Source organism: Staphylococcus warneri (assembly GCF_900636385.1).
Taxonomy (GTDB): Bacteria; Bacillota; Bacilli; order Staphylococcales; family Staphylococcaceae; genus Staphylococcus; species Staphylococcus warneri.
The window spans coordinates 1761899-1778456 of the sequence record NZ_LR134269.1 but is presented as its reverse complement, the minus strand read 5'-3'; the positions used below and the strand labels follow the sequence as shown (position 1 = coordinate 1778456).

Sequence of the window (16558 nt, the reverse complement as noted above, 5' to 3'; positions counted from 1 at the left end):
AGTAATTATGAATAAAGGTCAATTCACGTGAAAAATTGCATGTGTTTATTAAGCAATTCGCACCAAAATTAGCATTGAAAAATGATACAATATACTAATGAGTAAATATAGAAGAAAGAAGTGAGATGAATGACTGTTAACGTAAGAGAAGATGAGATTGTCGACAAGCTATATGGAAGTTCTAAGGATTGGGTCTCTGTTGAAGTAGAGTTAGACAAGCAATTAGATCCAAGTACTCTATTTCATATAACTGAATCGCAAGCAGGCGATCGTTTTTATTTGCGATTAAATGACAATCAATCTTCATATTTCGGTTATCATGCGATTCGAAAATTTGAAAATGATTTCGAAAATAAACAGTCTATCTTTAAAGAATGGGAAACGTTAAAAAAAGATATAGAGTTAATTCATCCAGATAGTGAGAAACATCATTTACGTTTATGTGGTGGATTCCAATTTTCAAAACATAAATCTGATGATGAATGGCGAGCATATGGATTAAATCATTTTGTGCTACCTGAGGTGTTGATTTCTACTGAAAATAATCGAACATTTATAACTTATACAACTGAAAAAAAGACATTTGAAATGGATACTTTCAAGTCATTAGTCAATGATTTGGAACAAGCCAATGTCGATATGGAAGATGATCACCTGGGGAATGTTACTCGTATGGAGGATATCTATTTAGATGAATGGCGAGATTTAGTACAAGAAGCGATTAATAGTATTGACTATTCTAAGAAAATTGTACTTGCACGTAGAAGATTAATTAAATTTGATAAAGAGATAAGTATTCCATATATTTTGACTAGAGCATTAAAGAATGAAAAAAACAGTTATATCTTCTTACTTGAATCTAATGAATCTGTGTTCTTTTCACAAACGCCTGAACAATTATTAAAAGTTGAAAATCAAGTGCTTTCAACTAAAGCAGTAGCAGGTACAATTAAACGTTCTCAAAATGAACAGGAAGATGAAGAAAACTTACAAGCTTTTCTAAATGATAAAAAGAATTTAAATGAACATCAAATTGTAGTGGAAAGTATATTGAATGATATTCAACCATATGTTGAAGATGTATACTACAATGAAACACCAAACATTTTAAAAAATGACCATTTGTATCATCTATTCACAAAAATACAAGGTAATTTAAAAGAACAATCATATATTGGGTTAATTGATCGAATGCATCCAACACCAGCATTAGGCGGCTATCCTAAAGATGAAGCACTAGAATTTATAGAACAAAAAGAATTTGGCACGCGTGGCTTATATGGTTCACCTGTAGGATATATAGATGTCTATGATGATTGTGAATTTATAGTAGCCATTCGATCTATGTTGATAAAAGGCGATCAAGCAACATTATTTGCTGGATGTGGCATAGTTAAAGATTCTGATCCAGATAGCGAGATTGCTGAAACAGCTGTAAAATTTTCACCAATGATGAATGCTTTAGGAGTAGATAAACATGAGTAATAAAAATGAAGCTTTGACGACACAGGTCTTTACATTTGCATCAGAACTATTTGCATATGGTGTGAAAGAAGTTGTGATTAGCCCGGGGTCGCGTTCGACTCCGTTAGCTATTGCATTAGAAGCACATCCTAACATCAAAACTTGGATTCATCCTGATGAACGTAGTGCGGCATTTTTTGCATTAGGTTTAATCAAGGGTAGTCAAAGACCTGTTGCTATTTTATGTACGTCTGGTACAGCGGCGGCTAACTACACACCGGCAATTGCAGAAAGTCAAATTAGTCGTATACCTCTGATTGTATTAACGAGTGATCGACCACATGAATTAAGAAGTGTAGGTGCACCACAAGCTATCAATCAAGTCAATATGTTCAGTAATTATGTTAATTTCCAATTTGATATGCCAATTGCTGACGGTACTACAAATATGCTAGATACGATACATTACCAAATGCAAATTGCTAGTCAGTACCTTTATGGTCCACATAAAGGACCGATTCATTTTAATATGCCATTTAGAGAGCCATTAACACCTGATTTAGATAGAACAGAATTATTGAAATCAGAAACAAAAACATTACCTCATTATCAAAAAATGATACATGTTGATCCAATTAAGGATAAAATTGAAAAGTCTAAAGGTTTAATTATTGTTGGAGATATGCAACATCAAGAGGTAGACCAAATTTTAACTTATTCAACGATTTTCGATATACCAGTGTTGGCAGATCCACTAAGTCAGTTAAGACGACATAATCATCCTAATGTCATAACAACATATGATTTATTATATAGAGCAGGTATGGATTGGGATGTTGATTTCGTAATTAGAGTAGGTAAACCAGTTATTTCTAAAAAGTTAAATCAATGGTTAAAATCGACTTCAGCATTTCAAATATTAGTTCAAAATAACGATAAAATAGATGTTTTTCCTGTACCGCCAGATGTATCATATGAAATATCGGCTAATGACTTTTTCAGATCGCTAATGGAAGAAAGAACAGTAGACAGAAAAGCATGGTTACAACAATGGCAATCATTAGAAAAGCAAGCTCGCATTGAAATCAATGATTATTTACAACATGCTACTGATGAAGCGGCATATGTTGGCACATTGATTTCTAAATTAACTAACGAAGATGCTTTATTTGTAAGTAATAGTATGCCAATTAGAGATATTGATAATTTACTATTTGATAATGAAGCTGAAATTTATGCTAATCGTGGTGCGAATGGCATTGATGGTGTTGTTTCTACTGCATTAGGTATGGCAGTACATAAAAAAGTGACGTTACTCATCGGTGATTTAGCTTTTTATCATGATATGAACGGCTTGCTCATGTCTAAAATTAATGACATACATTTAAATATAGTGTTATTAAATAATGATGGTGGGGGTATTTTTTCTTATTTACCTCAAAAAGCATCAGCAGAAGCATATTTCGAGAGATTATTCGGAACGCCAACTGGTTTAGATTTTGAACATGCGGCATTGTTGTATGACTTTAATTTTAAGCGTTTTGAGCATTTAAATGATTTTAAATATGAATCGTTATCTGAATTAGGTTCGAATGTTTATGAAATAATCACAGATAGAGAAGATAATTTACAACAACATCAAATTTTATATAAGAAATTGAGTGAAATGATTAATGTTATATCATAATTTTTATCAATCAAAGTCATCATCGAAGCAATTGATAGTTTTGTTACACGGATTTATTAGCGATGGCACAACTTTCGATAATCATATTGATAAGTTAACCGAACAAACTAACGTATTGGTAGTTGATTTACCTGGTCATGGAGAAGATGGAACTTCAATGGATATAGAATGGAGCTTTGATTTTATTAATCAAGCATTGAATCAAGTTTTATCCGAATATCAACAATACCAGTTGTATTTATTTGGTTATTCAATGGGAGGTAGGGTAGCTTTATATTATGCGTTGCATGGTTCGATAGAACTTGCAGGTTTAATATTAGAAAGCACATCACCAGGTATTCAAAGTGAAGAAGATCGAATTGAGAGACAACAAGTAGATGCTGCAAGAACGAAAGTGCTAGAAATAGCTGGGTTAGAAATATTTGTCAATGATTGGGAACGATTACCACTGTTCCAATCACAGTATGACTTAGATAAATCAGTTAAAAAGCAAATTCGTGATAATAGAATGAGTCAGAATCCTCACCGATTAGCAAAAGCTTTACGAGATTATGGTACAGGACATATGCCTAATTTATGGCCATTACTATCACAAGTCGATATACCAACTTATATTATGGCAGGCGAGCTAGATGAGAAGTTTGTAAAAATTGCACAAAAATTGAAAGATTCAATTGTTAATAGCAGAAAAACAATAGTTTCTGATGTAGGACATACAATTCATGTGGAAGATAGCACGGAATTTGATACAATAATATTAGGTTTTTTAAAGGAGGAGCAAAATGACTAGACAGTGGGAAACACTTAGAGAATATGATGAAATTAAATATGAATTTTTCGAAGGTATTGCAAAGGTAACTATCAATCGTCCAGAAGTACGTAATGCATTCACTCCTAAGACAGTAGCTGAAATGATTGATGCATTTTCACGTGCACGTGATGATCAGAATGTTTCAGTGATTATCTTAACAGGAGAAGGAGATAAAGCATTCTGTTCAGGTGGAGATCAAAAGAAACGTGGACATGGTGGTTACGTTGGCGAAGACGAAATCCCTCGTTTAAATGTTTTAGATTTACAACGTTTAATCCGCGTTATTCCTAAACCAGTTATAGCAATGGTACGTGGTTATGCTATCGGTGGCGGTAACGTATTAAATGTTGTATGTGATTTAACTATTGCAGCAGATAATGCGATTTTTGGTCAAACAGGTCCAAAAGTAGGTTCATTTGATGCTGGTTATGGTTCAGGCTATTTAGCTAGAATCGTTGGTCACAAAAAAGCAAGAGAAATATGGTACTTATGCCGTCAATATAATGCACAAGAAGCATTAGATATGGGCTTAGTTAACACAGTAGTCCCATTAGATAAAGTAGAAGATGAAACAGTTGCATGGTGTCAAGATATCATGAAACATTCACCAACTGCTTTACGTTTCTTAAAAGCTGCAATGAATGCAGATACAGACGGATTAGCTGGTTTGCAACAAATGGCAGGCGATGCAACTTTACTTTATTATACAACTGATGAAGCTAAAGAAGGTCGTGACGCATTTAAAGAAAAACGTGATCCAGACTTTGACCAATTCCCTAAATTCCCATAGGATCTCATAAGAAAACCACTTGATTGTTATAAGCGATGATAAATGCATCTCTTAATAACAACAAGTGGTTTTTATTTATTTAGTCAATTGAGTTGGATAGTACGTTTTTAAATATGTTTCTAAACGCTTCATACCTTCCTTAAGTAAGGCCATATCGTAAGCGTAAGAAATACGAACATGTCCTTTACCAATATCTGTGAAGGATGAACCAGGTACCATAGCAACGTGTGCTTTTTCTAAAACATCGACACAGAAGTTAAAATCATCTTCTGTGTATTTTTTAATACTCGGAAAAATGTAAAAGGCACCTTCAGGTTTAGCATTCAATTCAAACCCTAATGATGTTAATGCATTGATCAAATAATCTCGACGTTCAATATATGCTTGGTTCATATATTGAGGTGCTTCTAAACCTTCAGTTAATGCAGCGATACACGCATGTTGTGCAGGGACATTAGCACAAATGCAATTATAAGCATGCATGAATGTTAATTTTTCAATTAAATACTCTGGTCCCATTAAGAAACCGATACGAATGCCCGTAGCAGAATGTGATTTACTTAAACCACCTATAAGTAGTAGTTGATCTCTAATGATATCAAATTCAGCAAATGAAGTATGTTGGCCATTAAAGGTATTTTCAGCATATATTTCATCACTAATAATAAATATCTCATGATTAGATAATGTTTCCGCAATCGCTTTAACTTCTGATTTGGATAGGGTCACGCCTGTAGGATTAGTTGGATAATTAAGCAAAATTGCCTTAGTTTGACTTGAGATATATTGTTCGATTAATTCAGGTGTGATTTTAAAAGCAGAGGTCGATGTATCAATAAATACAGGTTTCCCTCCTAAAGTTTGGATTAAAGGAATGTAACCAGCATAAGTAGGTCCAGGAATTAAAATTTCGTCCCCTGGATTAATGATGCTTCTTAAAGCAGTATCTAATGCTTCACTAGCCCCATTAGTTACGATAATTTCATCTACATTATAGTTGAACCCATATTTATTGTTAAAGTACTGACTGATTGCCTGTCTTGTTTCAGGTAAACCTTTATTATGAGAATATGTTGTTTTATTGTCTTCAATAGCTTTGATATAAGCTTTTTTAACAACCTCTGGCATAGAAAAATCAGGTTGTCCAATTGTTAGATTAATACAGTCTTCAATATGCTGCATACGATTAGAAAATTGACGAATACTAGGTGCTCTTAAAAATTTAGATTGCTCGTTCAATTGTAATTTCATATATCTTAACTCCTCTAAAAAATACCAAAATATAGTACTACGAATTGTTTGAATAGTCGTATAATTCTTTCAAATTATTACTATCATAACATATTTTTTAGTACTACATTTTGGTATAAAAACAAAAATTTTATAGTGATTTTTACCCTTTAAATTTAGAAGGGGATTTCAAGTTAATAATTGGATTTGTCCATTTACATATAAATCGGTTGGATAAAAGATAAACAATTATTCCTGAAGATAAAATTAAAAATAAATACGTCATTATAGAAACGTGTGACTTGAATGGATAAAGTCCGAATCCACGGATAATACCAATAATTAAACCATGTAATAAATACACATACATCGTTCGACTACCTATATAAGTGTAAAAGCGTAATTTTTGAGATGTTAAATTTAAAAAAGCAAACATCGAAGTTAGTATTACAGCATAAAGTAATAAACGTTTGAGTGGACTATATACATCTTCGGCATTTTGTTCAAGTGACGTATAAGGTGAACTTCCTAGCAACCAATCTGCATTTATTGGATGTATAAGATACCCAATAAAATAAAGGACAAATACAACTATAGAAATAGGCACCCATTTTTTACTTCTAATTACCATACTTTGTTGTTGAGTAAATAAATGTCCTAAATAAAAAATTGGGAAAAATACAATAGTACGAGAAATGCTCATATATTCATCAATATTAGCTGAGAATCCAGCAAAAATTGAAACAAGTAAAGAGGTTCCTAACACAATCATTGGATTATATCTTCTTACAATAACAAGTACAACGTGGAAGAAAAATAATGTTAGTAAGAACCACAATGCAAAGACTGGATTGAATGGATCCAATTGTAAGCTATCGCTTTTACCAGTTAAGAAATAATAAACTGAGTAAAATGCGAAAAATATAAAGTAAGGTAATAATAATTTTTTAGCAATATGTTCTAGATAATAGGGTTTATCCAAATTTTTCGCAAAATATCCTGAAATAAATAAGAATGTTGGCATATGGAAACTATAAATAACAAGATATAATGCAGATAAGTATTTATCTTCTGATGTATAAGGCTGTAATAGGTGTCCTAGCACCACTAAAAATATTAGTATAGCTCGGGCATTATCAAAGAAATAATCCCTTTCCTTGATGGAAGGCATATAAATGTCTCCTTTTTCATGTTTGACTGTACTTAATTTATTATATTTTATGGCAATTATGCAACGATTTTGACCTTAGCATAAAATCCTATTGTATATCTTATAAAAAAAGCATATAATATTATCAACTAAATAAAGTGGAGTAGAACAGCATGTATAAACAACTTGAAAAACTTATCACACTTACTAACAATGATTTAAATATAGTTAACCGACGCTTTGGACAAAGAACAGACATTACATCAGAACAATTAGAATTACTACGTATATTGTACAATTATGACCGTTTATCTCAATATGACTTAACAATGAAAGTGAGTAGAGAACAATCCATTGTCTCAAGATGGATTAAGAAACTTGTATTGAAAGGCTATATTACAAGTCACCAATCACATGAAGATTTAAGATGTAAGGAACTTGTACTTACTGATGAAGCACGCGCACTTATTAAACAGATTAATACAGCACGTTGTGAGTTAATAGAAGCCCGATGCCAATGTTTATCAGAAAGTGAAATTGAGAATTTAAACCAACTATTAAATAAGTTGAATAGTCGTCATAGTTATATTTAATCATAACTGTGTATCAATGTTGTTGTAATGAAGATCATCCTACATAGGCTAGGGTGATCTCTTTTAATATGTAAATAAAAGCCAGTAGATGAATTCATCTACTGGCTTTTTATCAAGGATTTACCTCGTAATGTTGTATTAAATTAGGCTTTGAATTTTGGAATATCGAAGAATTTACCAACTTCACCAATTTGATCATATAAACCTTTTAATACTTGTGCATTTGACTCAGCCCAATTAATATCTGTTGCATATTGGTGTGTACCTGGATTTTCTGGATTCCAACGCATTTTATATAAAGTATTTTGACCAGCTTTCACATAAGAATTACCGATGAATTTAGCGCCACCAATAATTGCTTTTGAAACAGAATTCCATCCAGATGCTTTAGCAAATTTTACACCTTCACCTAAAGCATTGTAGTCAAATGCAGCAATACCGAATACATTATGATATTTAGTTGTAGAACGTGTATTAACCACACCGTTTGTTATATTAGCACCTTTAGCTAATTGAGATTGACCATTACCTGTTTCTAATAAGGCATGTGAAATTAAATAAATTTCATTTAGTCCATATTGCTTAGCAGCTTGACTAAATGCAGCACCTTGATTTTCAAGAACACCTTTACCTTTTAATAATTTATTTAGTGTAGCTTCAGATAAATATTGTGGTTGATCTAAACGTAAAAATTGATATTTAGAAACTGGATCTTTAGCAAGTTTATTTGAATCCATTGCATTTTTAGTCTCGCCAAATGTCGCGTTTGACCATACACCAGGAGTTCTTTGAACTTGTGGACCAAAACTTAAGTTATTTTGGATTGATGCCATTTGATTTAATGTACGACCTGTATTTGAATATTTAACTAATTCTTTTGTTAAATCACTTTCTTTAATCCATACGTATTTACCATTAGTAAGTTTACCATAATACCAAGTCACACCATTTTGTTGTTTTTGTTTAATAACTACAAATGGTTTCTCAAAATATGTTTTTAAAGAATAGCCATTTTTAGCACTTGGTTCGTCGTAATAATAGCCATGGTTATTTTTGATAACGAAAGTGTAGTTATAAGGTGTTGCTGGATTATTTGAGTTTGCTTGTTCTAAATCTTTAGCAGCAATCCAGCCAGTACGATTATTTACAGTACCATATAAATATTTTTCTTTACCAACATATACCGCTTTTGAAGCATTAAATGTTTGATTTGCTAATTGACTAGCAGGTAATAATTGTTGATTTTTAGTACCCCAAGCTATTGAATAAAGGCCATTGTTATTGTTATTAACTTTATATTGACCTGATAATTTGGCTTCATTACCTAAGTTCTGAACGTCGACGTCATTGATATTAACCCAGCCTAAAGGTGTATTTGAAGCTGTATTTTGCAATAATACGTATGTTTGATCGCCTTCGGTTCTTTGTTTAGAAATAGTGAAGGTACGGTCAGCATATTTAGTACCACTCTTAGCAGTTTTATCGTATACAGAACTACGGATACCAGCATTATTAGCTTTCACTTGACCAATTTGTTTTGTGGCTTGTGTTGTATTCACATTAGTTGGTGATTGAGCTTTAGCTGCTTCATTATTAGTTGCAACATTAGATTTAGTAGCCATTTTAGGTTGTGCAAATGCAGCTCTTGTAGCAGTAGGCTCAGTTAAATAATATTTGCTAATCCAGCCAGAGATACCATTGACAGTGCCATATAAGTAAGTAGCTTTGTCAATTTGTTGTTGCTTAGTAGCTTTAAAAGTTTGATTGCCTTTACCTGAAACTGTACCAGCTTCTTGTTTAAACGTACCCCAAGGTACTGTATAAGCTTTTGTACCAGGTTTAACATTATAAGATTGATTTATAGAAATAGGGGCTTTAGCTGTGTTGTAAGTAACATCACTTTGTTTAACCCATCCGTATTTTTTACCTGTATTATAATCTTGTACAAGGTAGAATTTATCATTACCTAAAGTAGCTGTTTTTGAAATTGCTAATGTTTTTTGAACTTGGACAGTTGATTTACCTGTTTTATCGTAAACTGTTGTATAAACACCACTGTTTGATGTCTTGATTTGAGCTACACCGTTATTAGCAGCGACAGTTAATTGATTGTTAGTTGCTGGTTTAGAAGGCGTAGTAGGTTTAGTTGTATTAGATGTTGATGGTGTTGTTAAGAAACTTTTACTAATCCATCCATTTACACCATTAACAGAACCATATAAGTAAATAGCTTTATCAATTTGTTGTTGTTTTGTAGCTTTAAAAGTTTGGTTACCTTTACCAGATACAGTACCTGCAACTTGTTTATCTGTGCCCCAAGGAACTGTATAAGCTTTAGTACCAGGTTTAACATTGTAAGATTGATTTACTTTAACAGGTGATTTAGCAGTGTTATAAACAACATCACCTTGTTTAACCCAACCAAATTTTTCACCAGTATTATAATCTTGTACAAGGTAGAATTTATTACTACCTAGAGTAGCTGTTTTGGTTACAGACAATGCTTTTTGAACTTGGTTAGTAGAGTGGCCTTTTTTATCATAAACAGTTGTATATAAACCATTATTAGTTGGTTTAATTTGAGCCATACCGCTATTAGCGGCAACTGTTAATTTATCATTTGTTGATGGTTTTGTTGTTGAACCACCTGTAGATGGTTTTGTAGTAGTTGTTGTCCCCCAAGGTGCTACTTGTCCCATCTTGATTTGATATTTTTCATTAATTAAATCATATAATTCGTTGTAACTATAATTATGTTGTTGTAAGTATCCGTGTGGATCAGCATGGTCTGTTCCACCTAACCATCTACTAATAGCTGCGTGAGTCCATACTGTACCACTTCCGTCATTTTCAGCGCTATTCGGTTTTAAACCATAGTATTGTAATTGTGTTGCTGCATAATCAGCATAGTTGTTCATAGAACGCGCAAATGAATCATAATCATGTGTATGGACGATTTCAACGTTGATAAAACGGTCATTCGCATTTGGACCAGCACCCCATGATAAATAATCAGTAGGTGCAGTTTCAATAATACGGTTACCATCTACAAATGCATGTACGAAAGCTGAGTTGTAATTATTTTTCATGTAGTTGATTTCGCCAGTAATAGTAGAATTTTCATTTGCTGTATCATGTACCACAATACCTTCTGGACGGCCTACACCATTTCTATAGCCATATTTAGGGAAGTATGATGAATAATCTTCTTCGATTTGTGGTGCTTTAAAGTTCTTTTTACGAATATAATCATTTATTGAAGATTTCACTTGTGGTTGATACTTTGGTAATGATGAAGTTGCTCTATTAGCAGTTGCATACATCATTCTTGGTTTAGCTACTGAATTGAATGTAGTGACTTGTTTAGCATTTTCTTTAGTAGCATTGTCATTAGACTGAGTAGATGATACCTTAGCAGATTCATTAGACACGTTATTTGCCTTTAACTCATTAGCTTTAGGTGTTGCTGACTGCGTTTTAGTATCAGTACTTGTAGCAACATTTTCTTTAGATTGTTGAATTGCTTGTGTCTTTTGTGAAGCGCCAACTGAATTAGATTCATCGTCTACATCATCTTCATCATCATCTAAACTGTAACCACCATTATCTTTAACGGCTTGTTTAGCACTTTGACTAGTTGTTTGAGCTTGTTCTTGAGATTGATTTTGAGTTATAGTCTCAGTCGCTTTTTCTTGTGTAGTTGAAGCGTTTTGTCTAGCATTTTGCTGAGCAACCTCTTGATTATTCTCTTTAGTTGAATCTTGTTGTAAAGATTGATTTTCATTGTTTTCGAGGTCTTTATTTGACTCTTCTTGTTTCTGAGTTTCTGCACTAGTTGAATTTTCATCGATTTGATTATTATTTTGATTTGACGCATCTGTAGTTTGAGCTTTTACATTTGTATTTTCATTAGTAGAAGCATTTTCAGTTTTCTGTTGATTAATTGATGCATCATTATTTTCTGTAGAAGTAGTTTTTACTGGTTTGACTTTAGTTGGATCTTGATAAGTTTGAGTACCAGAAATATTTTGTGTAGGATTACTCACTTCTTGTTTGGCATTATTAGCTTGTTTTAGTGTTGCTTGGTCATCCAGTACATTTTTATTTTTTGTTTGATCTTGTGCTGTTTCTGCTGCATCTGCATGGTGAGCCGTAAATGCTGTTCCCAATAAAGTTACTGCAACCATTGACGGTAATTTGTAATTGAATTTTTTCGTCATTATATAATTACTCCTTGTATCTTTTGAATTTGTATTAATTATAGTATGAGAATAGGTACGTGTACGTCTTTTAACAGATTTGTAATAGAATTTTAACCTATAAAAATTTGGTGTGGCAGAGATGTAAGGGCTTTAAACATTGATGGTACGCAAGTAATTTCATAAAAATTATTAATTTGAGTTTAATGAAATATTACAAAATATTTAGTGAGATTTAGCCATCAAGTATTCATATTTTTATCCATAACAATATGTTTAATATTTTCTTCATAAAATGGTTGTCCTGAAGTGCTATAACCTAACTTTTCATAGAATGGTATAGCATAATATTGTGCGTGCATCGTTAAGAATGTAAGTTGATATGTATGAGCAATTTTTTCCACAAATTGTAATAATTTTAAACCTAAACCTAAGCCTCTATATTCTTTTAGAATTGCAACACGTTCAACTTTACCTATTTCTTCATTTAACATTCGTATGCGTGCCGTAGCAATTGGTAGATTATCTTCGTTGTAACCAATAATATGTATTGCCTCGTTTTCATATTTATCAATTTCATTGTCTTCTGGAACATGTTGTTCTTTAACAAACACCTCTTTTCTAATTTTAAAACAATCTTGTAACATTTGATCATTTGTCACTTCATTAAACATATTTAATCTCCTTTGGATATAAAATAGGGAAGAAGACGAATGGTTTGATGTCTTCTTCCCTATGATAATCTGTTATTTTATAAAGCTTCTTTTCTAATAATTGCGGTATATTGCCAAAATATTCTCATTTGAGCTATATTCCAATTATTCATTCCCATCGTAAACCCTGATGGTTTAAATAGTGTTACATCCGTTACCTCAAGTGCTGCCGCAATTAAATATTGTAAGGGAACACTAATACTTTTCATTTCTTCGGTTATACCATTTTCATCATATACCCAAGAAAATGGTAGTTCTGATTCGAAAATATCAACTTTATTAAAAATTTCTGGAAGCGCTACGATGTAACATGCACCATCTACAACGGGATTATGATTACTTTCTTTATAATAAATAAGTAGTGCTTCATAATTTTCTCTATGTTCATGATTCACATAGAAAAATTCATTTCTAAATAAAGCCATGTCTTTACTATGAATAATTTGTTGTTCTAAAACATTAAACATACCATTGATATTGGCTATCTTTTCATATGTTTTTCGTGACATCTTAGCAACTCCTTTCATATCACTATATAACTGGATTAATAAGCAGTTGTATCAATTTCTTGACCTTGTTGTGTCGATTGTTGATTGTTTTGATTATTAACTGTTTCATTTGGTTGTTGTTCGTTCATATCGTTGCTTTGAGATTGCTCATTGTTATTATCTGATTGTTGATTCGTGTCGTTACTGTTATCTTTTTTATGCTTTTTATCTGTTGTATCATTTTGTGCTTTTCTTAATAACGAGTCATCTAGTTTAGTTAATGGAACTAATGAACCATAATGGTCAATGACTCTTTGATTTAAGAAGTCATCTTTATCTGTAATTTTAGATAACCCTAAATCAGAGCGCAAGATATTTGAATATTTTTGAATGCTCTTAATGCTCGGATTGTAATAATAAATATTATCTAACATATCGTCTTTACCTTCTAGTTGTGATTTTTTCATCTCTACACTATCAGATAAATACATTTTAGCTAATGATTTAATTTCAGATTTAGTTAAGTTATGTTTTGCATTTTTTCCTACAATACTAATGACTTCGTCTAACTTATCAAATGAATCTAGTGTCTGTGCTTTTTGGAATAAGATTTTAATTAAGTCCATTTGACGTTGACCACGTTTTAAATCAGAATCATGGTGGCGTGTTCTAGCAACAGCTAAAGCTTCATCACCATTTAACTTTTGGTAGCCTTTCTTAATTTTAATTCTTCCAGTATCATCACTATTTGGTTCATTTAAATTATAGGGTACGTCATAATATATACCACCGAGTTCATCAACAGCTTGAACGAATGCCTTCATATTAACACGTGCATAATAATCAACGGGTACATTCATTGTTGCTTCTACTGAATCCATAGCAGCAATAGGCCCTCCATATGCGTGAGCGTGAGTTATTTTGTCATAATAGCCTACTTTAGGGATATAACTAATTGTATCACGAGGTATACTTAACATTCTGATTTGATGTTTTTCTTGATTGAAAGTGGACAAAATCATTGCATCTGATCTTGAATGCTCCAAACTCTGACCATTTTTTTCACGGCCTTCATTATCATCGATACCTAAGAATAAGATAGAGATTGGATCTTTTTCAGGGTCGATTTTTGAACTTCTTAAGTTAGATTGCCGATCAGCGTTACTTTTATCTTGAGAAGATTCAAATGCTTTCTCCGATGATTTGAAAAGATTATTAGCAAAAACAACAGGAATTGCAATAAGAGCGAAGGTTAGTAGAATTAAAAAGAATTTAAAAAATTTATTCATATTTGTTGCTCCTAAATAGTATAAACTTATTTTTTTATTTTATTAAAAGTTATGTTGTTTCTTGGTATCGTTGTTATTTATTTTCCACACTATAGCCTTAAATTGTATTACTTTATAGTTAAAATTACAACACATACATATACAAAATTATTACATTCTTAAAATTTAATTTACATCTCATATTATAAATGATTCCAAGTATTAAGTGTGATAAGAGAGTTATATTTATTGTGAATTTATAGAAAAAAACTGAAATTGATTATTATGTAACAAATAATTGAATGAGTATGTGATATAGAGTTAATGGTTTATAGACTTCTTGATTATATCTTTTAGCAATGCATATTATTTTGCATAATTATACCTTATTTATATACTATGATTTTATTTTTCGATGACTAGCTGTTAAGTATTGATAAATGATTAAATTGAAGAACATATTTTTAGTAGACTACGTACACACATTTAGTAATATATCTGCGCACTTTAATAAAATTTTAATACACATTTTAGCTTTATGGTACTAAAGTACAATGGAAATAATTTTTTATAGAGGTATCATTTAATTAAAGTGATTTAAAAAGGGATATACGTTATAATTATGCATAGTGTATAAAATGAATACTATACTAACTAACTATATTTCATTTACTTGATAAGTGTGCATTAATATTATAGTTGATTTTCTGATTAAAAAGGGGATGGTGTAAGTAAGTTTAAAATTGAATAAGATAGTGTTGTGTTACTTCTGTATTTGAGAAAGAAAAAAATAATAGATTAATTTAAATATTTTTCTAGGAGTATTATGGATATAAAAAATGATTGTCATAATATCAAAATTTTATATTGAAGAAAAATATTGATATTAACAGGTGAGGCAAATAATAACATGAAACTGAATAAGACTAAAATTATATTTTTCATAATAGTATTAGTAATACTTATTGTATTAATGATTATATTTGGGAGAAAATGGAGCGAATACTTACAAACAGACAGTCGTATTTTTCAAAAAAACGATAATGAAACTTACATATTGAAAAAAGATAAACATGAGAAGGCACCTAAGAAACTAAAAAATGTGATGGATAAGAAAAATCCTGTATACAAAGATATCAATAATTATTTGAAAGCAACTAACTTTAATGGAACTGCAACTGTATTTGAAAACGGAAAAGTTAAATTAGATAAAGGTTATGGATTTAAAAACTTCGAAAATGGTGAAAAAAATTCAGCTAATACGATGTATTTAATTGGGTCTTCTCAAAAATTCACTACTGGATTAATGTTAAAACAACTTGAAGTTGAAAATAAGGTCAATATCAATGACCCCGTGACAAAATACTTACCTTGGTTTAAAACAAGCAAAGAGATAACGCTAAAAGATTTGATGCTACATGAGAGTGGTCTACATAAATATGAAGCATCTACAAATATTAAAAATCTAGATCAAGCTGTTAAATCAATTCAGCAAAAAGGCATTGATGACAAATTTTATCATAAGCATCAATATAATGATGGCAATTATTTAGTCCTTGCGAAAGTAATTGAAAAAGTAACTCATAAACCTTATGTTGAAAATTATTATAGTAGACTAGCCAATCCTTTTAAATTAAAACATAGTGCTTTCTTTGATGAGAAAGTATATCAAAAGTATATGGCTAGGGGTTATAAAATCAATCATAATAAATTCTCTTTAATGCATCCTAAAATTCTTGATCAATATTATGGTGCAGGTAATTTATATATGGCACCTCATGATATGGGGCAATTAATACTTGCTTTACAACATTATAAAATATTTGATGCGGATGTAACGAATCCATTACTTCATGAATTTGGTACAAAACAATATCCTAAGGAATACCGATACGGTTTTTATGTTACGCCAACCATGAACCGAGTCAATGGTGTATTCTTCGGACAAAAATTCACAGTATATTACAATGATAAATATATCGTGATATTAGCAAGCAACTTAACTGTTGAAGGCGAAACAGCAGATGAAACAAATGAGAATAAAATGAAACATGTATTCTATGATATGCTTCATCAGAAAAAGCAATATAATGTTCCTGGAATTCAAGTGAAGTAATGATAATGATATAAATATAAACGCACATGTTGTTGTCTATGAGACATAC

12 protein-coding genes are annotated in these 16558 nt (G+C 31.4%); 6 read left to right on the top strand and 6 right to left on the bottom strand.

Annotated elements, in window-relative coordinates:
• Window positions 1-129 precede the first annotated feature (129 nt).
• Genes EL082_RS08670 through menB form a run of 4 tightly spaced genes read left to right on the top strand, consistent with a single transcriptional unit; the run spans window position 130 to window position 4752 of the window.
• On the top strand, window positions 130-1485 hold the full coding sequence (locus tag EL082_RS08670) for an isochorismate synthase (RefSeq protein ID WP_002465617.1): 1356 nt from the start codon (window positions 130-132) through the stop codon (window positions 1483-1485).
• Window positions 1478-3151: a 2-succinyl-5-enolpyruvyl-6-hydroxy-3-cyclohexene-1-carboxylic-acid synthase gene (gene menD / locus EL082_RS08665; RefSeq protein WP_002465624.1), complete on the top strand. Its 1674-nt coding sequence runs from the start codon at window positions 1478-1480 to the stop codon at window positions 3149-3151. Before EL082_RS08670 ends, menD begins: the two co-directional genes overlap by 8 nt.
• Window positions 3138-3941, top strand: a complete 804-nt coding sequence (gene menH / locus EL082_RS08660) for a 2-succinyl-6-hydroxy-2,4-cyclohexadiene-1-carboxylate synthase (protein ID WP_049416444.1) — start codon at window positions 3138-3140, stop codon at window positions 3939-3941. Before menD ends, menH begins: the two co-directional genes overlap by 14 nt.
• Window positions 3934-4752 carry a 1,4-dihydroxy-2-naphthoyl-CoA synthase gene (menB, locus tag EL082_RS08655; protein WP_002450736.1) on the top strand — a complete coding sequence of 273 codons (819 nt, stop codon included), beginning with the start codon at window positions 3934-3936 and terminating at the stop codon, window positions 4750-4752. Before menH ends, menB begins: the two co-directional genes overlap by 8 nt.
• Before the next feature lie 75 nt (window positions 4753-4827).
• On the opposite strand, the gene EL082_RS08650 is transcribed toward menB, so the two are convergent.
• Both EL082_RS08650 and EL082_RS08645 read right to left on the bottom strand, forming a co-directional pair.
• Complete coding sequence (locus EL082_RS08650; RefSeq protein ID WP_002465612.1) at window positions 4828-6003, bottom strand: aminotransferase class I/II-fold pyridoxal phosphate-dependent enzyme; 1176 nt, start codon at window positions 6001-6003, stop codon at window positions 4828-4830.
• 142 nt (window positions 6004-6145) lie between these two features.
• Window positions 6146-7153 (bottom strand): acyltransferase family protein, encoded by a 1008-nt coding sequence (locus EL082_RS08645; RefSeq protein WP_015365207.1) that lies wholly within the window; start codon window positions 7151-7153, stop codon window positions 6146-6148.
• Window positions 7154-7305: 152 nt separating this feature from the next.
• On the opposite strand from EL082_RS08645, the gene EL082_RS08640 reads away from it, so the two are divergent.
• Window positions 7306-7725: a MarR family transcriptional regulator gene (locus EL082_RS08640; protein ID WP_002450733.1), complete on the top strand. Its 420-nt coding sequence runs from the start codon at window positions 7306-7308 to the stop codon at window positions 7723-7725.
• A gap of 143 nt (window positions 7726-7868) precedes the next feature.
• On the opposite strand, the gene EL082_RS08635 is transcribed toward EL082_RS08640, so the two are convergent.
• From EL082_RS08635 to EL082_RS08620, 4 genes are all read right to left on the bottom strand, one after another.
• Window positions 7869-11945, bottom strand: coding sequence for a glucosaminidase domain-containing protein (locus EL082_RS08635; protein WP_049416440.1), 4077 nt, complete (start codon window positions 11943-11945; stop codon window positions 7869-7871).
• 221 nt (window positions 11946-12166) lie between these two features.
• The gene (locus tag EL082_RS08630; RefSeq protein ID WP_002465626.1) at window positions 12167-12598 is read right to left on the bottom strand and encodes a GNAT family N-acetyltransferase; all 432 of its coding nucleotides are present in this window, start codon (window positions 12596-12598) and stop codon (window positions 12167-12169) included.
• Window positions 12599-12675: 77 nt separating this feature from the next.
• Window positions 12676-13146, bottom strand: coding sequence for a DUF2538 family protein (locus EL082_RS08625; RefSeq protein ID WP_002450730.1), 471 nt, complete (start codon window positions 13144-13146; stop codon window positions 12676-12678).
• A gap of 35 nt (window positions 13147-13181) precedes the next feature.
• Complete coding sequence (locus tag EL082_RS08620; protein ID WP_015365204.1) at window positions 13182-14414, bottom strand: LCP family protein; 1233 nt, start codon at window positions 14412-14414, stop codon at window positions 13182-13184.
• Window positions 14415-15303: 889 nt separating this feature from the next.
• Here EL082_RS08620 and EL082_RS08615 point away from each other — a divergent pair.
• A complete protein-coding gene (locus tag EL082_RS08615; RefSeq protein ID WP_002467283.1) occupies window positions 15304-16509 on the top strand; it encodes a serine hydrolase domain-containing protein in 1206 nt (401 codons plus the stop codon).
• Window positions 16510-16558: the final 49 nt, after the last annotated feature.